The sequence below is a fragment of the Streptomyces sp. NPDC032822 genome (assembly GCF_055578825.1).
Window position 1 is genome coordinate 293,610 of sequence record NZ_JBVIOL010000009.1, and the last position, 22,216, is coordinate 315,825.

General features: G+C 71.3%; 22 protein-coding genes. 4 read left to right on the forward strand and 18 right to left on the reverse strand.

The window, feature by feature from the left end:
• Window positions 1–20: 20 nt before the first annotated feature.
• The 3 genes from ACZ5VD_RS26350 to ACZ5VD_RS26360 all read right to left on the reverse strand — a co-directional run bounded on the left by ACZ5VD_RS26350 (window position 21) and on the right by ACZ5VD_RS26360 (window position 3,322).
• The gene (locus ACZ5VD_RS26350) at window positions 21–596 is read right to left on the reverse strand and encodes a GNAT family N-acetyltransferase (RefSeq protein WP_468548692.1); all 576 of its coding nucleotides are present in this window, start codon (window positions 594–596) and stop codon (window positions 21–23) included.
• The gene (locus ACZ5VD_RS26355) at window positions 574–2,820 is read right to left on the reverse strand and encodes an MMPL family transporter (RefSeq protein ID WP_468683512.1); all 2,247 of its coding nucleotides are present in this window, start codon (window positions 2,818–2,820) and stop codon (window positions 574–576) included. The genes ACZ5VD_RS26350 and ACZ5VD_RS26355 overlap by 23 nt, the downstream gene beginning before the upstream one ends.
• 208 nt (window positions 2,821–3,028) lie before the next feature.
• A complete protein-coding gene (locus ACZ5VD_RS26360; RefSeq protein WP_468548694.1) occupies window positions 3,029–3,322 on the reverse strand; it encodes a hypothetical protein in 294 nt (97 codons plus the stop codon).
• Window positions 3,323–3,523: 201 nt separating this feature from the next.
• On the opposite strand from ACZ5VD_RS26360, the gene ACZ5VD_RS26365 reads away from it, so the two are divergent.
• A complete protein-coding gene (locus tag ACZ5VD_RS26365; RefSeq protein ID WP_468548695.1) occupies window positions 3,524–4,336 on the forward strand; it encodes an SAM-dependent methyltransferase in 813 nt (270 codons plus the stop codon).
• Between the two features lie 61 nt (window positions 4,337–4,397).
• Here the strand turns inward: ACZ5VD_RS26365 and gatB are convergent, their stop codons facing one another.
• The 9 genes from gatB to ACZ5VD_RS26410 all read right to left on the reverse strand — a co-directional run bounded on the left by gatB (window position 4,398) and on the right by ACZ5VD_RS26410 (window position 15,614).
• A complete protein-coding gene (gatB, locus tag ACZ5VD_RS26370; RefSeq protein WP_468548696.1) occupies window positions 4,398–5,912 on the reverse strand; it encodes an Asp-tRNA(Asn)/Glu-tRNA(Gln) amidotransferase subunit GatB in 1,515 nt (504 codons plus the stop codon).
• Window positions 5,913–5,927: 15 nt separating this feature from the next.
• On the reverse strand, window positions 5,928–6,167 hold the full coding sequence (locus ACZ5VD_RS26375) for a hypothetical protein (RefSeq protein ID WP_468548697.1): 240 nt from the start codon (window positions 6,165–6,167) through the stop codon (window positions 5,928–5,930).
• Window positions 6,164–7,666, reverse strand: a complete 1,503-nt coding sequence (gatA, locus tag ACZ5VD_RS26380) for an Asp-tRNA(Asn)/Glu-tRNA(Gln) amidotransferase subunit GatA (protein ID WP_468548698.1) — start codon at window positions 7,664–7,666, stop codon at window positions 6,164–6,166. The genes ACZ5VD_RS26375 and gatA overlap by 4 nt, the downstream gene beginning before the upstream one ends.
• Window positions 7,667–7,671: 5 nt before the next feature.
• The gene (gatC, locus tag ACZ5VD_RS26385; RefSeq protein ID WP_067164579.1) at window positions 7,672–7,968 is read right to left on the reverse strand and encodes an Asp-tRNA(Asn)/Glu-tRNA(Gln) amidotransferase subunit GatC; all 297 of its coding nucleotides are present in this window, start codon (window positions 7,966–7,968) and stop codon (window positions 7,672–7,674) included.
• Window positions 7,969–8,260: 292 nt separating this feature from the next.
• Complete coding sequence (locus ACZ5VD_RS26390) at window positions 8,261–10,528, reverse strand: putative bifunctional diguanylate cyclase/phosphodiesterase (RefSeq protein ID WP_468548699.1); 2,268 nt, start codon at window positions 10,526–10,528, stop codon at window positions 8,261–8,263.
• Window positions 10,529–10,804: 276 nt separating this feature from the next.
• On the reverse strand, window positions 10,805–12,997 hold the full coding sequence (gene ligA / locus ACZ5VD_RS26395) for an NAD-dependent DNA ligase LigA (protein ID WP_468548700.1): 2,193 nt from the start codon (window positions 12,995–12,997) through the stop codon (window positions 10,805–10,807).
• A gap of 15 nt (window positions 12,998–13,012) precedes the next feature.
• Window positions 13,013–14,014, reverse strand: a complete 1,002-nt coding sequence (locus ACZ5VD_RS26400) for a methionine synthase (RefSeq protein WP_468548701.1) — start codon at window positions 14,012–14,014, stop codon at window positions 13,013–13,015.
• A 203-nt stretch (window positions 14,015–14,217) separates the two neighbouring features.
• Entirely contained in the window at window positions 14,218–14,916 is a 699-nt protein-coding gene (locus ACZ5VD_RS26405) for an SDR family oxidoreductase (RefSeq protein WP_468548702.1), read from the reverse strand.
• 158 nt (window positions 14,917–15,074) lie between these two features.
• Window positions 15,075–15,614: an LOG family protein gene (locus tag ACZ5VD_RS26410; protein WP_468548703.1), complete on the reverse strand. Its 540-nt coding sequence runs from the start codon at window positions 15,612–15,614 to the stop codon at window positions 15,075–15,077.
• 50 nt (window positions 15,615–15,664) lie between these two features.
• Between ACZ5VD_RS26410 and ACZ5VD_RS26415 the strand changes: the two genes are divergently transcribed.
• Window positions 15,665–15,988: a DUF427 domain-containing protein gene (locus ACZ5VD_RS26415; RefSeq protein WP_468548704.1), complete on the forward strand. Its 324-nt coding sequence runs from the start codon at window positions 15,665–15,667 to the stop codon at window positions 15,986–15,988.
• Window positions 15,989–16,031: 43 nt separating this feature from the next.
• On the opposite strand, the gene mnmA is transcribed toward ACZ5VD_RS26415, so the two are convergent.
• Window positions 16,032–17,162 carry a tRNA 2-thiouridine(34) synthase MnmA gene (gene mnmA, locus ACZ5VD_RS26420; protein WP_468548705.1) on the reverse strand — a complete coding sequence of 377 codons (1,131 nt, stop codon included), beginning with the start codon at window positions 17,160–17,162 and terminating at the stop codon, window positions 16,032–16,034.
• Between the two features lie 60 nt (window positions 17,163–17,222).
• On the opposite strand from mnmA, the gene ACZ5VD_RS26425 reads away from it, so the two are divergent.
• Window positions 17,223–17,894: an N-acetylmuramoyl-L-alanine amidase gene (locus ACZ5VD_RS26425; RefSeq protein WP_468548706.1), complete on the forward strand. Its 672-nt coding sequence runs from the start codon at window positions 17,223–17,225 to the stop codon at window positions 17,892–17,894.
• Window positions 17,895–18,054: 160 nt separating this feature from the next.
• Here the strand turns inward: ACZ5VD_RS26425 and ACZ5VD_RS26430 are convergent, their stop codons facing one another.
• From ACZ5VD_RS26430 to ACZ5VD_RS26440, 3 genes are all read right to left on the reverse strand, one after another.
• Window positions 18,055–19,224 carry a cysteine desulfurase family protein gene (locus tag ACZ5VD_RS26430; protein WP_468548707.1) on the reverse strand — a complete coding sequence of 390 codons (1,170 nt, stop codon included), beginning with the start codon at window positions 19,222–19,224 and terminating at the stop codon, window positions 18,055–18,057.
• 84 nt (window positions 19,225–19,308) lie between these two features.
• Complete coding sequence (locus ACZ5VD_RS26435; protein ID WP_468548708.1) at window positions 19,309–19,575, reverse strand: DUF4190 domain-containing protein; 267 nt, start codon at window positions 19,573–19,575, stop codon at window positions 19,309–19,311.
• 48 nt (window positions 19,576–19,623) lie between these two features.
• The gene (locus tag ACZ5VD_RS26440) at window positions 19,624–19,788 is read right to left on the reverse strand and encodes a hypothetical protein (protein ID WP_468548709.1); all 165 of its coding nucleotides are present in this window, start codon (window positions 19,786–19,788) and stop codon (window positions 19,624–19,626) included.
• A gap of 158 nt (window positions 19,789–19,946) precedes the next feature.
• Between ACZ5VD_RS26440 and ACZ5VD_RS26445 the strand changes: the two genes are divergently transcribed.
• Window positions 19,947–20,573 carry a TetR family transcriptional regulator gene (locus ACZ5VD_RS26445; protein WP_468548710.1) on the forward strand — a complete coding sequence of 209 codons (627 nt, stop codon included), beginning with the start codon at window positions 19,947–19,949 and terminating at the stop codon, window positions 20,571–20,573.
• A gap of 103 nt (window positions 20,574–20,676) precedes the next feature.
• Here ACZ5VD_RS26445 and ACZ5VD_RS26450 read toward each other — a convergent pair whose 3' ends face one another.
• Window positions 20,677–21,051, reverse strand: a complete 375-nt coding sequence (locus ACZ5VD_RS26450) for a hypothetical protein (RefSeq protein WP_468548711.1) — start codon at window positions 21,049–21,051, stop codon at window positions 20,677–20,679.
• Between the two features lie 253 nt (window positions 21,052–21,304).
• Window positions 21,305–22,156 carry a thioesterase family protein gene (locus ACZ5VD_RS26455; protein WP_468548712.1) on the reverse strand — a complete coding sequence of 284 codons (852 nt, stop codon included), beginning with the start codon at window positions 22,154–22,156 and terminating at the stop codon, window positions 21,305–21,307.
• Window positions 22,157–22,216 lie beyond the last annotated feature (60 nt).

Genomic DNA, 22,216 nt, shown 5'->3' on the forward strand with positions numbered 1-22,216 from the left:
GATCCTGTCTGAGAGGTTTCTTAACGTGGGTTGTGAGCGGTACGCGCGCGTGCGTCCCGCCACTCGGGCGCGAGGATGGACCACACCTCGAGGTCGTGCCGCACCCCACCATAGGGGTGAGTCTCCCGCCGCACGCCCTCCAGGGTCATCCCGAGCCGGCGTGCCACATTGAGGCTCGGGGTGTTTCCCGCGGCGGCGATCCACTCGACGCGGTGGATGCCGCGCTGCTCGACGGCGTGGTCGAGGAGGACCCGCATGGCGCGGGTCACCAGACCGCGCCCGGTGCCGGCGGGTTCCAGCCAGCAGCCGACCTCGCAGTTGCCGGTGTCCGCCTGGAAGTTCAGGAAGAGCACGCCGCCCACGAGGGTCCCGTTCAGCCACAGGCCGTGCAGGGATCCGGTGTCGGCGGCGCGCAGGTCGGCGTACCGCTGGAGCATGGCCCGCGCGGAGTCGACGTCCGTCGCCTTCGAACCGAAGGCGATGAACCGACCGATGAACTCGCGTCCGCGGTCCAGGTGTTCCAGGAACTCCTGGGCGTGCCACGGCTCCAGGGGACGCAGTTCGGCTCCGTCGTCACCCAGGGATATCGCGTACATCCTCTGCTGCCCGCCCCTTCGTCAGGACGTCCGCCACCTCGGCGTCCGTTGCCGCGGCCAGCCTTTCATGGGCGGCGCGGCACTCGGGCGGCTCGATGCTGATGCGCGGCAGCCTGCGGTCCAGCCAGCGCGGCAGCCACCAGTTGGCGCCGCCGAGCAGGTGCATCAGGGCGGGCACCAGCAGGGTGCGCAGGACGAAGGCGTCGAGGGCGACGGCGGCGGCGAGCGCGATGCCGAACATGGCGATCACGCGGTCGCCGCTGAGCACGAAGGCGAGGAAGACGGAGATCATGATGACCGCGGCGGAGTTGATCACCCGGCTGGTCTCGGCGAGGCCGACGCGGACGGCCCGCCGGTTGTCGCCGGTCTCCAGCCACTCCTCGTACATCCGGCTGACCAGGAAGACCTGGTAGTCCATGGAGAGCCCGAAGAGGACGGACACCATGATCACGGGGAGGAAGGGCTCGATCGGGCCCGCGCGGCCGAGGCCGAGCAGTTCGCTCCCCCAGCCCCACTGGAAGATCGCGACGATCACCCCGAAGGCGGCGGCGACCGCGGCCACGTTCATCGCGGCGGCCTTCAGCGGGATGCCGACGGACCGGAAGGCGAGCAGGAGCAGCAGACAGCCGAGGCCGATGACGACGCCGACGAACACGGGCAGCTTGCCGACGATGACGTCGGCGAAGTCGTCGTAGCCGGCCGTCACCCCGCCGACCTGGAGGTCGAGGGAGGTGCCGGTCTCGGCCCGGGGCAGCACCTCGGTGCGCAGCCGGTCGACGAGGTCGCTGGTCCTCTGGGACTGCGGTGACGACGTGGGGACGATCGTGAAGTACGCGGTGTCGCCGGCGGTGTCGTACGTCACCGGTGTCGTCGAGGCGACGCCCTCGGTGGTGCGGATCGTCGCGCCGAGGTTGTCGAGGAGGAGTCGGTCCTCGGCGCCCCGGACGTGCGTGACGAGGGTCAGGGGGCCGTTCACGCCGGGTCCGAAGCCCTCGGCGAGGAGGTCGTAGGCCTCGCGGGTGGTCGACGTCCGCGGGTTGTTGCCCTGGTCGGAGGTGCCCAGGTGGAGGCCGAACGTGGGCAGGGCGAGGACGGTGATGACGGCGAGGGCGAGCGCGCCGAGCAGCTTGGGGTGGCGTTCCACGAAGGCGGACCAGCGGGCGGCGAGTCCGGTCGGCAGTTCGGGCTGCGGCCCGTGCTCGTCGAGGTGGCGCCGCTCGCGGCGGCTGAGGGCGCGCATGCCGATGAGGGACAGCAGGGCGGGCAGCAGGGTCACGGAGGCGGCGACCGTCAGGACCACGGTCAGCGAGGCGGCTATCGCGACGCCGTTGAGGAAGCCGAGCCGGAGGATCAGCATCCCCAGCAGGGCTATGCAAACGGTGGCACCCGCGAAGACCACCGCCCGTCCGGTGGTGGCGACGGCGCTGGTGACGGCCTCCGTCACGGACAGGCCGCGTTTGAGGCCGCGGCGGTGTCTGGTGACGATGAACAGCGCGTAGTCGATGCCCACGCCGAGCCCGATCAGCAGGCCGAGCATGGGGGCGAAGTCGGCGACGGTCATGGCGTGCCCGAGCAGCACGATCCCCGCGTAGGCGGTGCCCACGGAAACCAGCGCGGTGGCGATGGGCAGCAGCGAGGCGGCGAGCGAGCCGAAGGCGAGGAACAGCACGACGGCGGCGACGGCCACGCCGACCACCTCGGCGAGGTGACCGCCGGACGATTCGGTGAGCCCGATCGCGCTGCCGCCCAGCTCCACCCGGAGCCCGTCGGTCCCGGCGTCCTTGGCGGTCCGTACGACGGCCCGCGCCTCGCCCCGGTCGACGGTCTCGGCCGGGTCCTCGAAGGTGACCGTGGCGTACGCCGTGTGACCGTCCGCGCTGATCCGGCCGGTGTCCTGCCCGTCGTAGGGGCCGGACACGGCGGCCACGCCGGGCAGCGCCGCGATCCGGTCCAGGGTGCGGGTCATGGCCTGCTCGACGTCGGCGGCGCGGACGGTGCCGGAGGTGGTGTGCCAGACGACGGTGTCGCTGTCGCCGCCGAGGTCCGGGAAGCCGTCACGCAGCAGTTGGGTGGCACGGCCGGACTCGGTGCCCGGGACCTCGTAGTCGTTGGAGTAGGCGGAGCCCGTGACGACGGCGGCCCCGCTCACCGCGCCGAGGGCGAGGAGCCACAGGAGAACGACGCCCAGACGTCGTCGGACACACCAGCGTGCGAGGGCTGCCACGAACGTGCTCCCGGGGGGTGGGGGGATCTTTGACCGGGAACAGTCGTTCATGGCACGCGTGAGATGGCATGAGAGGAACGGCCCGCAAAGAACGCATGAGCAATGCGAGGCCCACTCTCGCAGGCGGAATTGATCCAATGCCGCGTTCGTGCGTTTATTCACAAGAGTGCGAGCCAGATCACAGGACAGTAACGGTCACTCTGTCACGTCAGTCGAACTGGTCGCCCAGCGCCATCACCATCACACCGGCGATCAGCAGCCACAGGGCCCTTCGGGTACGTCCCCGGGAGCCGAGGACCGAGGCGAGCGCGCACACCGCCGCCCCGAAGGCGTAGGCGGCCGGGACGAGGCCGGGGGCGGAGCCGGTCAGCCGGAGCGTCGACGCTGCCAGGCCGACGAGCGTCAGCACCGCTCCGGCCGCGGTCGCGGTCCAGCGGGCCCGCCGCGCGTCCTCGGCCGGGTCTCCGACGTCGTGTATCTCGGAATCACCGCGTCCACTCATGGCGGGCGAGCGTAGCGCGTCCCGCTGAGAAAGCCGGGTGCGGGGCCGGGGGCCCGGCTGCTAGCTTCCACGAGCCCCGTTCGCGGGCCCTTGTCCGCGCGGCCCCGCGCCGCCGATCCGAGCAGGTGTGTTGTTTGAGCGTCCGGCCGAGCTCCTCCGTATCCCTTTCCGCTTCCCCGGACTCAAGGAGCCCGTTCACCGATGCCAGACATTCCCCCGCCGCCGACGGGGCCCTCGGATGAGGACCTCGCCAAGCGGCTGACCCACGCCCGCTACCCGCTCAGCAACAGTTACGAGGCGCGCTGGACCATCGAGAACCAGATGGGCCCGCACGCGCTGTGGCTGCTGGAGTGGCTCGCGCCCGCGCTCGGCCTGGACGCCCTGCGCCCCGGCGCCCGCGTCCTCGACCTGGGCTGCGGCCGGGCGATGACCTCGGTCTTCCTGGCCAGGGAGTACGACGCCCAGGTCACCGCGGCCGACCTCTGGGTCAAGCCCGACGAGAACGCGCAGCGCATCGCCGAGGCCGGTTTCGCCGACCGGGTGCTGCCCGTGCGCGTCGAGGCGCACGACCTGCCGTTCGCGGAGGGCGGTTTCGACGCCGTCGTGAGCATCGACGCGTACCAGTACTTCGGCACCGACGACCTCTATCTGCCCACGCTGACACGGCTGTTGAAGCCGGGTGGGCGGATCGGTGTCGTCGTACCCGCGCTGCGGGAGGAGGTGGCGGGCGCCGAGCCTCCGGAGCATCTGAAGCCGTTCTGGGACCCCGGCTTCTGGGCGTTCCACTCCCCCGACTGGTGGCGGCGCCAGTGGACGCGCAGCGCGGCCGTGGAGGTCGAGACGGCCGACTGGCTGACGGACGGCTGGAAGGACTGGCTGCTGTGGAGCGAGGTCTGCGCCGAGGAGAGCCCCTACCCGTGGATGGCCGACATGGCCCGTGACTCGGTGGAGCTGATCCGGGCCGACGAGGGCCGGGCGCTGGGCTTCGCCCGCGTGGTGGGCCGCCGTCTCTGATCACACACGTGAGGGGACGCGTCGTCACCGACGCGTCCCCTCACGGCTGGTGCACCAGGCCTCAGCCCTCGCTGACGCCCAGCTTCTCCAGGATCAGTTCCTTGACGCGGGCCGCGTCCGCCTGACCGCGGGTGGCCTTCATGACCGCGCCGACCAGGGCACCGGCCGCCGCCACCTTGCCGCCGCGGATCTTGTCCGCGACGCCCGGGTTGCCGGCGATGGCCTCGTCGACGGCCATGCCCAGCGCCGAGTCGTCGGAGACGACCTTCAGGCCGCGCTTGTCGACGACCTCGTCCGGGGTGCCTTCGCCCGCGAGAACGCCTTCGATGACCTGGCGGGCCAGCTTGTCGTTGAGCGAGCCCTCCCTCACCAGGGAGGTCACCCGGGCGACCTGCTCCGGCGTGATGGCCAGCTCGTCCAGCGGCGTGCCCGACTCGTTGGCGCTGCGGGCCAGTTCGCCCATCCACCACTTGCGGGCGGAGGCCGCGTCGGCACCGGCGTCGATGCTGGCGACGATCAGCTCCAGCGCGCCGGCGTTGAGGATCGCCTGCATCTCGGTGGCGCTGATGCCCCAGTCCTCGCGCAGCCGGTTGCGGCGGACCAGCGGCAGCTCCGGCAGCGAGGCACGGATCTCCTCGACCCACGCGCGCGAGGGGGCCACCGGCACCAGGTCCGGCTCCGGGAAGTACCGGTAGTCCTCGGCCTCTTCCTTGACGCGGCCCGAGGTCGTCGACCCGGTGTCCTCGTGGAAGTGCCGGGTCTCCTGGATGATCGTGCCGCCGCCGTTCAGCACGGCCGCGTGGCGCTGGATCTCGAAGCGGGCCGCGCGCTCCACGGACCGCAGCGAGTTCACGTTCTTCGTCTCGGAGCGCGTGCCGAACTTCTCTCGGCCGTGCGGGCGCAGCGACAGGTTCACGTCGCAGCGCATCTGGCCCTGCTCCATACGGGCCTCGGAGACGCCGAGCGCCTTGATGACCTCGCGCAGCTCACGGACGTAGGCCCGCGCGACCTCGGGGGCGCGCTCGCCCGCGCCCTCGATCGGCTTGGTGACGATCTCGATGAGCGGGATGCCGGCCCGGTTGTAGTCCAGGAGCGAGTGCGAGGCGCCGTGGATACGGCCCGTCGCGCCACCGACGTGCAGCGACTTGCCGGTGTCCTCCTCCATGTGGGCGCGCTCGATCTCCACGCGGAAGGTCTCGCCGTCCTCCAGCTGCACGTCGAGGTAGCCGTTGAAGGCGATCGGCTCGTCGTACTGGGAGGTCTGGAAGTTCTTCGGCATGTCCGGATAGAAGTAGTTCTTCCGGGCGAAGCGGCACCACTCGGCGATCTCGCAGTTCAGGGCGAGACCGATCCTGATGGCCGACTCGATACCGATCGCGTTGACGACCGGGAGCGCGCCGGGCATGCCGAGACAGGTCGGGCAGGTCTGCGAGTTGGGCTCGGCGCCCAGCTCGGTGGCACACCCGCAGAACATCTTGGTCTTGGTGCCGAGTTCGACATGGACCTCAAGGCCCATGACGGGGTCGTACGACGCCAGCGCGTCCTCGTACGACACCAGGTCGGTCGTGGTGGTCACGGTGAAACTTCCCTCTCAGCCCAGCAGGACGTCGTCGTCGCCCAGCCGCTTCAGTTCGCGGTAGAGGATCGCCAGGCCGGTGACGATCGCGGCGGCGGACACCGTGGCGTCGATCAGCCGGAGCGTGTCGCTCTCCAGCCGCGCCTTCTTGATCTGCTTGGCCACGGCGACCGCACCGAACGCGGTGGTCGCGATGGACAGGTACGTACCGGACTTGGACTTCTTGAAGCCCTTGGCCTTGGTCAGTGCGCTCACAGCGACGGAGCCTCCTCGATCAGCGGGTGCCCCCACCTTTCCACGAAGGCGGCCTCGACGGCGGCGCCGACCTTGTAAAGACGGTCGTCCTTCAGCGCCGGGGCGATGATCTGCAGCCCGACCGGCAGGTTGTCCTCCGGGGCGAGACCGCAGGGCAGCGACATGGCCGCGTTGCCCGCCAGGTTGGTCGGGATGGTGCACAGGTCCGCGAGGTACATCGCCATCGGGTCGTCGGCCCGCTCGCCGATCGCGAAGGCGGTGGTCGGCGTCGTCGGGGAGACGATCACGTCGACCTGCTCGAAGGCCTTCTCGAAGTCGCGGGTGATGAGCGTACGGACCTTCTGGGCGCTGCCGTAGTACGCGTCGTAGTAGCCGCTCGACAGGGCGTACGTGCCGAGGATGATGCGGCGCTTGACCTCGGGGCCGAAGCCCGCCTCACGGGTGAGGGAGGTGACGTCCTCGGCCGAACGGGTGCCGTCGTCGCCCGTGCGCACGCCGTAGCGCAGACCGTCGAAGCGGGCCAGGTTGGACGAACACTCGGACGGCGCGATCAGGTAGTACGCCGACAGGGCGAGGTCGAAGGACGGGCAGTCCAGCTCGACGATCTCCGCGCCCAGCTCCTTGAGGAGCACCACCGACTCGTCGAACCGCTGGACGACACCGGCCTGGTAGCCCTCGCCGCGGAACTGCTTGACCACGCCGACGCGCATGCCCTCGACGCTGCCGTTGCGGGCGGCCTCGACGACCGGCGGTACCGGGGCGTCGATGGAGGTCGAGTCGAGCGGGTCGTGCCCGGCGATGACCTCGTGCAGGAGGGCCGCGTCCAGGACCGTACGGGCGCAGGGCCCGCCCTGGTCCAGGGAGGACGAGAACGCCACCATGCCGTAGCGGGAGACCGCGCCGTACGTCGGCTTCACCCCGACCGTGCCGGTGACGGCGGCCGGCTGGCGGATGGAGCCGCCGGTGTCGGTGCCGATGGCGAGCGGGGCCTGGAAGGAGGCGAGGGCCGCGGAGGAACCGCCGCCGGAGCCGCCGGGGATCTTGGTGAGGTCCCAGGGGTTGCCGGTCGGGCCGTAGGCGCTGTTCTCGGTGGAGGACCCCATGGCGAACTCGTCCATGTTGGTCTTGCCGAGGATGACGACGTCGGCGGCCTTCAGCCGCTTGGTGAGGGTGGCGTCGTACGGCGGGATCCAGCCTTCGAGGATCTTCGAGCCGACGGTCGTCGGGATGCCCTCGGTGGTGAAGATGTCCTTCAGCGCGAGCGGAACACCGGCCAGCGGGCCGAGCTGCTCGCCCCGCGCCCGCTTCTCGTCGACGGCGCGGGCCTGCGCGAGGGCACCCTCGCGGTCGACGTACAGGAAGGCGTGCACCTTCTCGTCGACGGCCTCGATCCGGGCCAGGTGGGCCTCGGTGACCTCGACCGCGGTGAGCTCACCGGAGGCGATCCTCGCGGCGGTCTCGGCGGCGGTGAGCCGGATGATGCTGCTGTGGTCCGTCATGGTGGTTAGTCCTCCCCCAGGATCTGCGGCACCTTGAAACGCTGCTGCTCCTGGGCCGGGGCGCCGGAGAGCGCCTGCGCGGGGGTGAGCGACGGACGGACCTCGTCCGCCCGCATGACGTTCGTCAGCGGGAGCGGGTGCGAGGTCGGCGGTACGTCTTGGTCGGCGACCTCACTGACGCGTGCGACCGCGCCGATGATGTCGTCCAGCTGTCCCGCGAAGTGCTCAAGCTCTTCGGGCTTCAGCTCCAGACGCGCCAGCCGGGCGAGGTGGGCGACCTCCTCGCGCGTGATGCCAGGCATGCAGCGATCCTCTGGGTGAGAGTGTGTGGTGTGGCGCCAATCCTATGGTGCGCGCCCATATGCCCGCGCACGGGTTTCACCCCGGCGGAGAGCTCGATGCCGTCGGCGGTGGGCGGGTGCGGGTGAGTGGGGGCTGGTCGCGCCCCTGAAAGCCGCGGGGCGCGGCCCCGGCTTTCCAGGGGCGCGGGGAACTGCGCGAGCAACCACGCCCCACCCGCACCCGAAGAAAAAGGGGGCGAAGGGGCGCAGCCCCCCGGGGACGGGACGGGTAGGGGCGGCGGGGGCGGAGGAACTACTCGTCGGCCGTCGCCGCCGGCAGTGCGGCCCGGGGCCGCTGCCACCCCCGGGACCCCCGCGCCAGCAGCCACGCCGTCGCCTCGTCCGGCGGCATCGCGGCCGCGACCAGCCACCCCTGCACGGCGTCGCAGCCCATGTCCCGCAGCCGCTCCCAGGTCTCGTCGTCCTCGACGCCCTCCGCGACGACGAGCAGACCCAGCGAATGGGCGAGGTCGACCGTGCAGCGCACGATCTCCGCGTCCTCGGTGTCGACGGCGAGCCGGGCGACGAAGGAGCGGTCGATCTTCAGTTCGCTGACGGGGAGCCGACGCAGGTGCACCAGCGAGGAGTAGCCGGTGCCGAAGTCGTCCAGCGACATCTTCACGCCGTGTCCGGTGAGCGCGGCGAGGGTGTCGGCGGCGCGCTGCGGGTCCTCCAGGAGGACGTGCTCCGTTATCTCCAGCTGGAGCGCTCCCGCCGGGACGCCGTGGCGGGCCAGCCGGGCGGCCACCGAGCCCGCGAAGCCGGGGGTGTGCACATCGCGTGGGGAGACGTTGACCGCCACCGGGACGAACAGTCCCTGGGAGCGCCATTTGGCGACCTGGGCGAGGGCCGTGTCGAGGACGTACTCCGTGAGATGGGGCATCAGACCGGACGACTCGGCGATGGCGATGAACTCGTCCGGCGGGACCTTGCCGCGCTCGGGGTGCACCCAGCGGACCAGGGCTTCGAGCCCGGCCACCTGCCCGTCGAAGCGGACCTTGGGCTGGTAGTGCAGCTGCACCTCGTGCGCGTCGAGGGCCCGGCGCAGATCGCCCAGGAGTCCGAGCCGGTCAGGGGTGTTCGAGTCCCGTTTGGACTCGTAGACCTCTACGCCCGTACGGTCGCGCTTCGCCTGGTACATCGCCACGTCCGCGCGGCGCAGCAGGCCTTCGGCGTCGAGGGCGTGGTCCGGGAAGACGGCGACTCCGGCACTGGCCTCCAGGACGAGGGTGAGGCCGTCCAGGTCGAGCGGGGAACTGAGGGCGGCGACGAGGGCGCGGGCGACCCGGGTCGCGGAGGTCGTGGAGTCGGCGACCGGCAGCAACACGGCGAACTCGTCGCCGCCGAGCCGTGCGGCCTCCGCACCGCGCGGCAGGGCCAGCCGGAGCCGGTCGGCTATCTGGAGCAGCAGCCGGTCGCCGGCCAGGTGTCCCAGGGTGTCGTTGACGGACCGGAAGCGGTCCAGGTCGATCAGCATCAGGGCGGAGCGGGCGCCGATGCGTTCGGCGTCGTCCAGGGCCGTCCAGATGCGTTCCAGCAGCCATTGGCGGTTGGGAAGCCCGGTCAGAGGATCGCGCAGCTGCTCCTCGGCCCGGGCGCGGGCTATCCAGAGAGTGGAGTCGAGGGCGATCAGGGGGATGGCGAACAGCGGCAGCAGGATGGGCTTGGCGGTGGCGACCACACAGACCAGGGGGGCGATGCCGAGCAGCGCGACCGCGAGCAGACCCTGTCTGACCAGGGCGGTGCGGGCGACGGTGGGCAGTCCGCCGGAGCGCGGGGCGTTCAGGTACCAGCCCAGGGTGCGGGTGACCGCGAGGTAGGCGACCGCGACCAGCACCACTTCGGGGCCGGTGTACAGGGTCCAGGTATCGGGGTTCCAGGGGTGCTCGACGGACGGCACCCGGCCGAACGCGCCCAGCAGCAGGGCTCCGGTGGCGATGCCGAGGAGGTCCACCGCGCCGTGCAGTACGCCCTGGCGCCAGCGGTGGCGGCGGGCGACACCGACCAGCAGGACCACGGTGAGGCTGACCATGCCGGCCGGCACCCAGCCGTACAGCAGCAGGACGGCGAGGGTGAGGGCGGCGCCGGAGCCGGTGCCGCCCCACCAGCGGGCGCGGCCCAGGGCTACCAGGTGGCCGACGATGACGCCGGTCAGCACGGCCAGCGACCAGCCGACCGTGCCGGACGGGAAGAGCGCGTGGCCACCGGTGAAGGCCCGGTAGAAGCCGGCGCCGAGGACGAACCCGGCCGCCGCGACGATCGCCGTGGGCAACGCGGGCCAGGAGGGGTGCCGTTCCGGCTCGGAGCCCGACATTCCGGACGCGCGTTCGGCGGTGAGCTGGGCGGAGCCCGGGCCGTCGCTCTGCGTGTAGGGCCCGGCCGGGTACTGTCCGGCGGGGTGCCCCTCCCCGCCCGGAGCGCCCGGACGTCGTGCCGGCCGTACGGTCCGCAGGCTCTCGCGCCATACGCCGACCCTCTGGCGCAGCCGTGAGTCCGGGGCGGCGCTCTCGCTCGGTTCCATTCCCGTCCCTCTCACAGCCGGCGGTGCCCACGCCACGCGGCCCGATGCCCGACAACCCTCGACGGCGCCGCGTCGTTCTCGTCCCCGTGCTTCTCAAGGCTCTTCAAAAGCAAAGGGATGCACCGACCGCAGCTGGGCACGGCAGGCGCACATCTCAACAGTAGGCCGCAGAAGGCTTCCACGGGCACCGGTCGTCGACGGTTGCCCGAATGCGCCCCGGCCACCCGTATGCATCTGGTATGCGCCGATCGGGTGGCCTTCAACCGCCGCTCCTCGCTACTCCTGAACCGGAAGCGCGACTTCGGCCGCCGCCTCGGGTCCTTGTTCCAGCAGGACACCGAAGCCGTCCTCATTCAGAACAGGGACCTTGAGCTGCATCGCCTTGTCGTACTTGGAACCTGGATTGTCACCCACAACAACGAAAGACGTCTTCTTCGAAACAGAACCGGTCACTTTCGCGCCACGACTTTGCAACGCCTCCTTCGCTCCGTCGCGGGTGAAGTGTTCGAGAGTGCCGGTCACGACGAGGGTGAGCCCTTCGAGGGGACGCGGCCCCTCGTCCTCGCCGGAACTCTCCTCCTCCATGCGGACACCGGCCGCCTTCCACTTGCGGAGGATCTCCTGATGCCACTCCTCGGCGAACCACTCCTTGAGCGAGGTCGCGATGATCGGGCCGACGCCCTCGGTGTCCGCGAGCTCCTTCTCCGAGGCCTGCTCGATACGGTCGACGGAGCGGAACGCGCGGGCCAGCGCCTCGGCGGCGACCGGGCCGACATGGCGGATCGACAGCCCGGTGAGGACACGGGCGAGCGGGCGCTCCTTGGCCGCCGCGATGTTCTCCAACATAGCGACCGCGTTCTTCTTCGGCTCGCCCTGCTGGTTGGCGAAGACGGTGGCGACCTTCTCCTCACCGGTCTTCGGGTCACGCTTGGGCAGACCGCTGTCCTGGTCGAGGACGTACGCCTTGATCGGCAGCAACTGCTCGATGGTGAGGTCGAACAGGTCGCCCTCGTCGCTGAGCGGCGGCTCCGCGGGCTCCAGCGGCTTGGTGAGGGCGGCCGCGGCCACATACCCGAAGTGCTCGATGTCCAGCGACTTACGGCCCGCGAGATAGAACAGGCGCTCCCGCAACTGGGCGGGGCAGGTGCGGGCGTTCGGGCAGCGCAGGTCGATGTCGGCTTCCTTCATCGGCCTGAGCGGGGTGTCGCACTCGGGGCACCGGGCCGGCATGACGAAGGGCTTCTCGCTGCCGTCACGCAGGTCGGCAACCGGGCCGAGGATCTCCGGGATGACGTCACCGGCCTTGCGCAGCACCACCGTGTCCCCGATGAGGACGCCCTTGGCCTTCACCACCTCCTGGTTGTGCAGCGTGGCGAACTCGACCTCGGAGCCCGCGACGGTGACCGGTTCGACCTGGGCGTACGGCGTGACCCGGCCCGTACGGCCCACACCCACGCGGATGTTGATGAGCTTGGTGTTCACCTCTTCGGGCGCGTACTTGTACGCGATCGCCCAGCGCGGCGCGCGCGAGGTGGAGCCGAGGCGGCCCTGGAGCGGGATCTCGTCGAGCTTGATCACGGCCCCGTCGATCTCGTGCGCCACGGAGTGCCGGTTCTCGCCGTAGTACGCGATGAACTCCCGTACGCCGTCGAGGCCGTCGACGACCCTGTTGTGCGGGGAGGTGGGCAGGCCCCAGGTCTTCAACAGGTCGTACGCCTCGGAGAGACGGGCCAGGCCCGTGAAGCCCTCCAGGGCCCCGATGCCGTGGACGACCATGTGGAGGGGGCGGGTCGCGGTGACACGCGGGTCCTTCTGGCGCAGCGAACCGGCCGCCGCGTTGCGCGGGTTGGCGAACGGCTTGTCGCCGGCCTCGACCAGGCGGGCGTTCAGCTCCTGGAACTTCTCCATCGGGAAGTAGACCTCGCCGCGGATCTCCACGAGGTCCGGGACGCTGTCGCCCGTCAGCCGGTCCGGGATCTCCGCGATCGTACGGACGTTGGGCGTGATGTCCTCGCCGGTACGGCCGTCGCCGCGGGTCGCCGCGCGCGTGAGCCTGCCGTGCTCATACGTCAGGTTGACGGCGAGGCCGTCGACCTTGAGTTCGCACAGCAGGTGGTAGCCGGTGGAGCCGACGTCCTTGGCGACGCGCTCGGCCCAGGCGGCGAGTTCCTCGTCACTGAAGGCGTTGTCGAGGGAGAGCATGCGGGAGCGGTGCCGGACCGCCGTGAACTCCGTGGCGTACGCCCCCGCGACCTTCTGGGTCGGCGAGTCCGGGGTGCGCAGCTCCGGGTGCTCCTCCTCCAGCGCCTCCAGGGCACGCAGGAGCCTGTCGAACTCGGCGTCGCTGACGACCGGAGCGTCGTTCACGTAGTACCGGAAGCGGTGCTCCTCGATCTGCTCAGCGAGCTGCGCGTGCTTCTCCCGTGCCTCGGCGGGCACCGTCGTCTCCGCCTGCTTGTCGCCGGCCACCGTATGGTCCTCCCGTTACTCTGGGTTGTCCGCGAGGGATCTCGCCGCCCGGGCGCAGTGGGCGAGTGCCTCGCGCGCGTACGCGGGGGACGCCCCCGCGAGTCCGCACGACGGCGTGAGGGTGACCGCCTCCGCGAGAAGCCCCGGATGCAGCCCCAGCCTGCGCCACAGCGTCCTGACACCCATGACGCTACCGGCAGGGTCCGACAATCGACTGTCCGTGCCCGGGACGACACCGGCGAAGAGCCGGGTGCCGCCCTCCACCGCCTCACCGATCGCGTCCTCGTCACGTTCGGTGAGGAGGGAGAAGTCGAAGGAGACCGCCGCCGCGCCCGCCCGGCGCAGCAGGGCGAACGGGACGTCCGGTGCGCACGAGTGGACCACGACGGGGCCCTCGCCGTGTACCCCCACGACGTCCCGGAGTGTGGCCTCGACGACCTGGCGGTCGGGGGCCCGCAGAGTCCGGTAGCCGCTGGCGCTCTTCACCCGGCCCAGCAGCACGGCGACCAGGGACGGCTCGTCGAGCTGGAGGACGACCTGGGCGCCGGGGACGCGGCGCGCCACCTCCGCGAGGTGCGTGCGCAGGCCCTCGGCGAGCGAGGCGGCGAGGTCGCGGCAGGCGCCGGGGTCGGAGAGGACGGCCTCTCCGTTCCTCAGTTCGAGGGCGGCGGCGAGCGACCAGGGGCCGACGGCCTGCACCTTCACCTGGCCCTCATAACCCTGGGTGAACTCCTCCAGGGCGTCCAGGTCTTCGACGAGCCACGACCGGGCCCGCCGGGTGTCGCGGCCCGGGTGGTCGCCCAGCCGCCAGCCGCTGGGCTCCACGCGCGCGTACAGCTCGACGAGCATCCCCGCGGTGCGGCCGATCATGTCCGCGCCGGGGCCGCGGGCGGGGAGTTCGGGCAGGAAGGGGAAGTCCTCGAAGGAGCCGGTGGCTGTCTTGACAGCCTCCCTGGCGTCGCCGCCGGGAAGGGAGCCGACGCCGGTGGCGGGGCCGAAGCTGGGGTGTGCGTTCACGTGGGGAAGCCTACGTAGGTATGCGAGGCGCTGGTCGTCCCAGGGGGCTCCGCCCCCTGGACCCCCGGCCTATGCCCACCCGGCGCCCGACTCGGTCACTTGGACGGTGGGCGTAACCCGTGGGGTTTGGCCCACCCTTCGTCCCAGCGAGTCGGGCGGTGGGTGGGCATAGGTCCAGGGGTCTGGGGGCGCCCCCAGCGCCGTCAATGTCCCGGGCGTACCGTCAGGTCGTTGATCTCCGCGTCCCTCGGGAGGTCGATCGCTGTCAGGATGGTTGTCGCGACCGACTCGGGGTCGATCCACTCGGAGGCGTCGTACTCCTTGCCCTCCTGCTGGTGGACCTTCGCCTGCATGGGGCCGGCCGTGCGGCCGGGGTAGACGGAGGTGACGCGGACCCCGTTGGTGTGCTCCTCGTTGCGGAGGGAGTCGGCGAGGGCCTTCAGGCCGTGCTTGGAGGCGGCGTACGCGGACCAGTCGGCGCTCGCACGGAGGCCCGCGCCCGAGTTGACGAACACCACGTGCCCGCGCGCCGCCCGGAGTTGGGGCAGGAAGTGGCGGGTCAGCTCGGCGGGGGCGACGAGGTTGACGTTGAGCTGGTGGTGCCAGGACTTGGGGGTCAGCTCGCCGACCGGGCCGAGGTCGACGACCCCGGCGATGTGCAGCAGCGAGTCCACCCGGTCCGGGAGCGACTGGTGCGAGAAGGCCCAGCTCAGCTTGTCGGGGTCCGCGAGATCGCCGACGAGTGTCTTCGCGCCGGGGAACTCCGCCGCCAGTTCCTTCGCCCGGCCCGCGTCGCGCGCGTGCAGCACGAGGTCGTCCCCGCGCGCGTGCAGTCGGCGGGCCACGGCCGCGCCGATGCCGGAGCCGGCTCCGGTGATCACATGAGTAGCCATGCCCGCCATGCTCGCATCACGCCGGTTGTGGTGGGGTCGGGGCCGTGTCGGGGGGTGTCCGTCCTCGGAACGGCGCGGAGACTGTTTCTCGATGGGGTGCCGGCGTTCACCGCGCAGTCCGCTGCGGGCGGACACCCCCCGCCACGTCCCCTTGCCGCCGTACGGCCCTACAGGATGCCCTGGCTCTCTTCCAGGTACGCCAACGCCCCCACCGGCTCCTCCGCGAAGAACACCAGGTCGGTCAGCGGCAGCGGCAGGAAGCCCTCGTCCTCCATGCGACGGAACTGCTCCTTGAGGCCGTCGTAGAAGCCCGCCGTGTTGAGGAGCACCACCGGTTTGTCGGTGTGGCCGTGCTTCTTCAGTTCCAGGATCTCGGTCGCCTCGTCGAGCGTGCCGGTGCCGCCCACCATGACGACGACCGCGTCGGCGTGCTCCAGGAGGAGCCTCTTGCGCTCGGCGAGGTCCTTGGTGATGACCATCTCGTCGGCGCCCTGACGTGCCGTGGCGGCGAGGAAGTCCACGGAGACGCCCACCAGGCGGCCGCCCGTCTCCTGGACGCCGTCGGCGACCACCTTCATCAGGCCTACGTCGGAACCGCCCCACACCAGCGTGTGCCCGCCCTTGCCGATCAGCTCGGCGAACTCCCGCGCGGGAGTGGTGTACCGCTCGTCGAGGTCGGCGGCGGAGAGGAAGACGCAGATTCGCATGAAACCACCGTACGCGGGAAGAACCGCGGCCCCGAGAGCGCTCTTCCCATATGACCAAGGGACACACGATCACCATCGAGCAGGGCACCCGGCGGATTCGGGTCGTCCACGGCGACCAGGTGCTGGCGGAGACGGAACGGCCTCTCGTGCTGCGGGAGACGGGCTGTCCGGTGCGGTACTACATCCCACCCGAGGACGTACGCCTGGACCTGCTGAAGCCCTCCGAGACGCACTCCTACTGCCCGTTCAAGGGCACCGCCTCGTACTGGTCGCTGCCGGACGCGGCCGACCTGGTCTGGGCGTACCCCGCCCCGAAGCCGGACGTGGCCGCCATCAAGGACCACCTCTGCTTCTACGAGGTGGAGACGCCGTAGAAGGGCGGGAGAAGCGATGGTGGGCGGGTGGTGCGGAACGTTGTTACGACACGCCCGCCGTTGCCCGTACCGTCGACGCGATCGTCGCCGAGCCCACCACGCGGGTGTCGTCGTACAGGACGATCGCCTGGCCGGGGGCCACGCCTCGGACCGGCTCGGCGAACGTCACCTCCAGGGTGGCGTCGACGAGTTCGGCGGTGACCTCGGTCTCGCCGCCGTGGGCGCGGAGCTGGGCGGTGTAGGTGCCGGGGCCGGCCGGTGCGGCACCGCACCAGCGCGGCTTGATGGCGGTGAGCGCGCTCACGTCCAGAGCGTCGGCCGGGCCGACCGTCACCGTGTTGTCCACGGGCGAGATGTCGAGGACGTAGCGCGGCTTGCCGTCGGCGGCCGGGGTGCCGATGCGCAGGCCCTTGCGCTGGCCGATGGTGTAGCCGTAGGCGCCCTCGTGGGTGCCGAGCTTGGCGCCCGTCTCGTCGACGATGTCGCCCTCCGCCTTGCCCAGGCGGTTCGCGAGGAAGCCCTGGGTGTCGCCGTCGGCGATGAAGCAGATGTCGTGCGAGTCGGGCTTCTTGGCGACCGCGAGGCCCCTGCGCTCGGCCTCCGCGCGGATCTCGTCCTTGGTGGTGAGGGTGTCGCCGAGCGGGAACATCGCGTGGGCGAGCTGACGGTCGTCCAGTACGCCGAGGACGTACGACTGGTCCTTGGCCATGTCCGAGGCGCGGTGCAGCTCGCGCGTGCCGTCGTCGTTCACGATCACCTTGGCGTAGTGGCCGGTGCAGACCGCGTCGAAGCCGAGGGCGAGGGCCTTGTCGAGGAGCGCGGCGAACTTGATCTTCTCGTTGCAGCGCAGGCAGGGGTTCGGGGTGCGGCCGGCCTCGTACTCGGCGACGAAGTCCTCCACCACGTCCTCGCGGAAGCGGTCGGCGAGGTCCCAGACGTAGAACGGGATGCCGATGACGTCCGCGGCGCGGCGGGCGTCGCGTGAGTCCTCGATGGTGCAACAGCCACGCGCGCCCGTGCGGAACGATTGCGGGTTCGCCGAGAGGGCGAGGTGGACGCCGGTCACGTCGTGCCCCGCCTCGGCCGCGCGGGCGGCGGCGACGGCTGAGTCGACCCCGCCCGACATGGCGGCGAGGACACGGAGAGGACGGGTGGGCTGCGTGGTGTCAGTCATAACCCTTCAAGAGTAAGGGGGGCCGGGAACCGGAGCCCACGCATATCCGTTCAGGATCACATGGGGGCGAGACGAGCAGGCGAGAAGGACGCGGACCGGCGGATCGGGCGGCGGGCCCTGCTGATCGGCGGTGCGGGTGCCGCCATCGGCACCGCCGTGCTGGCCCGTGACGAGCTGGCGCGGCTGTGGTGGCGCGCGCCCGGCGTGGAGAAGCCCCGCAAGGAGGGTGAGGTCGACGACACCGGCGCCCGCTGGGTGGCGGCCTCCGAGGCGAACTGGCGGCGCGCGGACCGGCCCGACGACTACGGCATAGACATGGTGATCATCCATGTCACCCAGGGCAGTTTCGACAGCGCGGTGAAGGTCTTCCAGGACCCGGGGCACGGCGCGGCCGCCCACTACATCGTCCGCAAGGACGGGCACATCACGCAGATGATCCGCGAGCTGGACGTGGCGTACCACGCGGGCAACCGCGACTACAACGAACGCAGTGTGGGCATCGAGCACGAGGGATTCGTCGACCGGCCGCAGGACTTCACGGACGCCATGTACGCGGCCTCGGCCCGGCTCACGGCCCGGATATGCGCGCGCTACGACATCCCCGTCGACCGCGAGCACATCCTCGGCCATGTGGAGGTGCCGGGCACGGACCACACCGATCCGGGCGAGCACTGGGACTGGGACCGGTACATGGAGCTCGTACGAAAGGCGCGGACCGCCACGTCCGCGTGAGGCCCATCGGTAGAGCGTGAGTGACGTCGATCACTTTGCGTGTGTGGTGAGTGGGTTGGGTGTCCCGAGGAGCCCACGGGGGTCCGTCTCGGCTGGTTCGACACCTACGAGTGATCCCGGAAGACGGCCGCCGGCGGCCCCCGCCCAACAGGGCGTCGCCCTACGTCAGTCCCGCCGCGCGGGCGCGTTCCACCGCCGGTCCGATCGTCTTGGCCACGGCCTCGACGTCCGCCTCGGTGGAGGTGTGGCCGAACGAGAAACGGAGCGTGCCGCGGGCCAGGTCAGGGTCGGTGCCGGTGGCGAGGAGGACGTGGCTGGGCTGGGCGACGCCCGCGGTGCAGGCGGAGCCGGTGGAGCACTCGATGCCCTGGGCGTCCAGGAGGAGGAGCAGGGAGTCGCCCTCGCAGCCCGGGAAGGTGAAGTGGGCGTTGGCGGGCAGGCGTCCGCCGGGAGCGGGGTCGCCGCCCAGGATCGCGTCGGGGACCGCCTTGCGGATCTCCTCGACCAGGCTGTCGCGCAGGGCGCCGATCTCCCGCTCGAACCACGCGCGCTGCTCGGCGGCGAGCCGGCCGGCGACGGCGAACGAGGCGACGGCGGGGACGTCGAGGGTGCCGGAGCGGACGTGCCGCTCCTGGCCGCCGCCGTGCAGGACGGGGACGGGGGTGTGCTCGCGGCCCAGCAGCAGGGCGCCGATGCCGTAGGGGCCGCCGATCTTGTGGCCGGAGACCGTCATCGCGGCGAGACCGGAGGCGGTGAAGTCGACGGGGACCTGACCGAAGGCCTGGACGGCGTCGGCATGCAGGGGAACCCCGAACTCGGCGGCGACGTCGGCGAGTTCGCGGATCGGCAGGATGGTGCCGATCTCGTTGTTGGCCCACATGATGGTGGCCAGGGCGACGTCGTCGGGGTCGCGGGCGATGGCCTCGCGCAGCGCGTCGGGGTGGACTCGGCCGTAGGCGTCGACCGGGAGGTACTCGATCGTGGCGCCCTCGTGCTCGCCCAGCCAGTGGACGGCGTCCAGGACGGCGTGGTGCTCGACGGGGCTCGCGAGGACCCGGGTACGGGCCGGGTCGGCGGCGCGCCGGGACCAGTAGAGGCCCTTGACGGCGAGGTTGTCGGCCTCGGTGCCGCCGGAGGTGAGAACGACCTCGCTGGGGCGGGCTCCGAGCGCTTCCGCGAGGGTCTCCCGGGCCTCCTCGACGGTGCGCCTGGCTCGGCGGCCGGACGCGTGGAGGGAGGAGGCGTTGCCGGTGACGCCCAGGTGCGCGGTGAGTGCCTCGACTGCCTCGGGGAGCATCGGGGTGGTCGCGGCGTGGTCGAGGTATGCCATGGTGTCGCCGATTCTACGGGCCCTCGCGCCTGGCCTCGGGCCGCGGTGGGAGGGCGGGTGCCGGCACGTCGTTGTACCGGTCCCTCAGAAGCTCCAGGACACCGAGTTGTCGATCTGCACGAACGCCAGCAGGACCACCAGGTCGGCGACGCCGAGGCCCAGACCGAGGTACGCGCGGCCCTTGCGGGTGGTGCCGCGCCACAGGGAGACGGCCGCCAGGACGATGGCGGTGGGGCCGAGGACGACGTTCAGGACGAGAAGGCCGAGCAGGCCGAGGACGAAGGACGCCACGGCCATGCCGTCCGCGTCGCGGACGCCGGTGCGCGGGGTGGCGGATGCGGTGAGTTGCATGACGGGTCAGCTCCTGAGGGTGTGGGGACGGTCGGTGGGTGAGTGGGTTCAGTGGGTGGTGGCGCGACGGCGGCCGAGGCGCTCGCGGATCGTGAAGATGCCGAGCCAGACCGCGATCACGACGGCGGCGACGGCGGTGAAACCGAACGGCGCGTGGGCGACGGTGCCGAGGACGACACCGAGCAGCAGGAGTGCGGCGACGAGGAACAGCATGGGCGGTGGCCCCCTCCGGCGAGACGGACTCGCGTGACGTGACGTGTAACTCGCATGACATTTCGGTGAACGGTTGTGGTTACAGTTGTTCACTGACTCTTGAGTCTAGCGTGTCCCACGACTTTTCAATTACAGAGAACAGTTGTTAACTGCATGGCATGAGTCACACCCTCGGCATCCGACAGGCACAGAAGCAGAAGACCCGACAGGCGCTCCTGGACGCCGCGTTGGGACTCCTGGAGGAGCAGAGCCTGAGCAGTCTCGGTCTGCGCGAGGTCACCCGTGCCGTCGGCGTCGCCCCCACCGCCTTCTACCGGCACTTCCGTTCCACCGCGGATCTCGGCGTGGCCCTGGTCGAGGAGGCGCTGGGCAGCCTGCACCCGATGATCCGTACGACGGTCTCCCGCACCGACGACCACGACCAACGCATCACCCGCGCGGTCGAGTTGATCGCCGGTCATGTGGAGGCGTTCCCGGCGCACGTCCGTTTCATCGCCCGTGAGCGGCACGGCGGCGTCCAGCCGGTGCGGGACGCGATACGCGACCAACTGGCCCGGTTCGGCGAGGAGGTGGGCAGCGAGCTGGCCAAGGACCCGGAGGCGGCGGGGTGGGGCGAGGACGACCTCCTCATGCTGGCCAACCTGTACGTCGACCAGATGCTCATCACCGCCTCGCTGTTCCTGGAGGCGCTGGAGGCGCCGCGGGAGGAACGGGAGCGGGTCGTGCACGTGGCGACCCGGCAGCTCCGGCTGATCAGCATCGGCCGTGACCACTGGCTCGACTGAGCCCGCGACCGGCCCGGCACGGCCGGCCCCGGACACCGCACAGGGGCGGCGCCCCCGTCCACCGGGAGTGCTGCCCCTGTCGTACGACGTGCGAGGTGCGAGGTCAGCTCTTCGTGGCCTGCGGGCTCGGGGCGCCGCTGGGCCGGGCGCCACCGCCGGGACCGCCACAGCCACCGCCCTGGCCGCCACCGGGGCCGCCCTGGCCGCCCGCGCCACCGCTGGGGGCGCCGGACGGTGCGCCACTCGGCGCGCCGGACGGCCGGGCGGTCGCGTCGCCGGTGGGAGCGCCCGAGGGGGCACCGCCGGGCCGGCCCGACGCGTTGCCGGTCGGCGCGCCGGACGGTGGCGAACAGCTCTGGGTCCGACCCGAGTTGCCGCTGTCCGAGGAGGAGGACGAGTCGCCCGAGCCGCAGGCCACGAGGGCGAGGGGCGAGAGCGCCAGCAGGGCCACTGCGGGGATGAGACGCACACGCATCATGAGAAACAACTCCAAGAAGGATGAGGGAGTCCTGAGGCGGGCACTCAATCAACGCCCCTTGGGGGTTCCTTGGGACCGCACTGTCCGCCGCCTGTGCGCGTGGCAAAGCACGGCCAAAGGGACCGGTGCGACCTGGTGTTTCTCTCGAAGCCCTGGCCTACTCACTGGTACAGGTCCGTGACAACGGAGGCAGCCGCCGCGGCAGGTCCGGGGTGGTGCGGTACGGGTCGCTCAGCGCGTCGGCCCGCCTGCCTCAGCTCAGCCTGACCCGGGCCAACTGCCGTGACTGCGCTACCAGTCGGTCCGCGCTGTCCCAGACCTCGGCGTCCTCCTCCAGAAAGCCGCCGGCGAGATTGCGGGTGGTGATGGCGACGCGCAGCGGGCCCGGGGCCGGGCGGCAGCGGACGTGGACCGTGAGTTCGACCGTGGGCACCCAGCCGGAGAGGCCGATCTCGAAGGCGGTGGGCGGCAGCGCGTCGACCGCGAGGAGCAGCGAGAAGGGGTCGGGGTCCCGACCGTCGGCGAGCCCGAACCAGGACCTCATCTCCCCCTTGCCGGAGGGCGCGCCGAGCGCCCAGCCCAGCGTGGACGGGTCCAGCTTGAGCATCAGCCGGTCGGTGATCGCCGAGCTGCCGGACACCGGGGCGGGGCCGTCTTCCGGTCCGAAGCACTGCTCCATGGGCGGAAGGGTGGGCGGCTCGGCCGTCGTGCGGACGTCGTCCGGCAGGGTGTCGAGGTCGCCGTAGGAGGCGAGGACGCGAATGCGTTCGACCTCGCGGCCCTGGTCGTCGTACTGGAAGAGCGAGGCCTGGCCGGTGGAGAGGGTGCGGCCGGTGCGGACGACGTCCGTGCGGACGACCGCGGGGCCGGGCCGGGAGGCGGTCAGGTAGTGCGCCGAGATGGTGAACGGGTCGGCGTGCGGCAGGGCGTCCGCGAGCGCGCGGCCCAGGACGGCCAGCAGATAGCCGCCGTTGACGGCACTGATGATCGTCCAGCCGGCGGAGAGGTCGATGTCGTAGACCCCGGGCCCGCGCCGGGTGAGCGCGGTGTCGCGGTCGAACTCGCTGTCGCCGATCACGGCGCGCACGGTGGCTGCTTCTGGCATGCGTGAACGGTACAACAGGTAATTACTAAGCGGTAGCTTTTACCGTTACGGCGGGATGAC

What these genes read in the sequence shown, in the direction of transcription:
- ACZ5VD_RS26350 (WP_468548692.1), bottom strand. Translation starts at nt 596, where the DNA reads ATGTACGCGATATCCCTGGGTGACGACGGAGCCGAACTGCGTCCCCTG.
- ACZ5VD_RS26360 (WP_468548694.1), bottom strand. Translation starts at nt 3,322, where the DNA reads ATGAGTGGACGCGGTGATTCCGAGATACACGACGTCGGAGACCCGGCC.
- ACZ5VD_RS26365 (WP_468548695.1), top strand. Translation starts at nt 3,524, where the DNA reads ATGCCAGACATTCCCCCGCCGCCGACGGGGCCCTCGGATGAGGACCTC.
- gatA (WP_468548698.1), bottom strand. Translation starts at nt 7,666, where the DNA reads ATGACGGACCACAGCAGCATCATCCGGCTCACCGCCGCCGAGACCGCC.
- gatC (WP_067164579.1), bottom strand. Translation starts at nt 7,968, where the DNA reads ATGCCTGGCATCACGCGCGAGGAGGTCGCCCACCTCGCCCGGCTGGCG.
- ACZ5VD_RS26390 (WP_468548699.1), bottom strand. Translation starts at nt 10,528, where the DNA reads ATGGAACCGAGCGAGAGCGCCGCCCCGGACTCACGGCTGCGCCAGAGG.
- ACZ5VD_RS26405 (WP_468548702.1), bottom strand. Translation starts at nt 14,916, where the DNA reads ATGGCGGGCATGGCTACTCATGTGATCACCGGAGCCGGCTCCGGCATC.
- ACZ5VD_RS26410 (WP_468548703.1), bottom strand. Translation starts at nt 15,614, where the DNA reads ATGCGAATCTGCGTCTTCCTCTCCGCCGCCGACCTCGACGAGCGGTAC.
- ACZ5VD_RS26415 (WP_468548704.1), top strand. Translation starts at nt 15,665, where the DNA reads ATGACCAAGGGACACACGATCACCATCGAGCAGGGCACCCGGCGGATT.
- mnmA (WP_468548705.1), bottom strand. Translation starts at nt 17,162, where the DNA reads ATGACTGACACCACGCAGCCCACCCGTCCTCTCCGTGTCCTCGCCGCC.
- ACZ5VD_RS26425 (WP_468548706.1), top strand. Translation starts at nt 17,223, where the DNA reads ATGGGGGCGAGACGAGCAGGCGAGAAGGACGCGGACCGGCGGATCGGG.
- ACZ5VD_RS26430 (WP_468548707.1), bottom strand. Translation starts at nt 19,224, where the DNA reads ATGGCATACCTCGACCACGCCGCGACCACCCCGATGCTCCCCGAGGCA.
- ACZ5VD_RS26435 (WP_468548708.1), bottom strand. Translation starts at nt 19,575, where the DNA reads ATGCAACTCACCGCATCCGCCACCCCGCGCACCGGCGTCCGCGACGCG.
- ACZ5VD_RS26440 (WP_468548709.1), bottom strand. Translation starts at nt 19,788, where the DNA reads ATGCTGTTCCTCGTCGCCGCACTCCTGCTGCTCGGTGTCGTCCTCGGC.
- ACZ5VD_RS26445 (WP_468548710.1), top strand. Translation starts at nt 19,947, where the DNA reads ATGAGTCACACCCTCGGCATCCGACAGGCACAGAAGCAGAAGACCCGA.
- ACZ5VD_RS26450 (WP_468548711.1), bottom strand. Translation starts at nt 21,051, where the DNA reads ATGATGCGTGTGCGTCTCATCCCCGCAGTGGCCCTGCTGGCGCTCTCG.
- ACZ5VD_RS26455 (WP_468548712.1), bottom strand. Translation starts at nt 22,156, where the DNA reads ATGCCAGAAGCAGCCACCGTGCGCGCCGTGATCGGCGACAGCGAGTTC.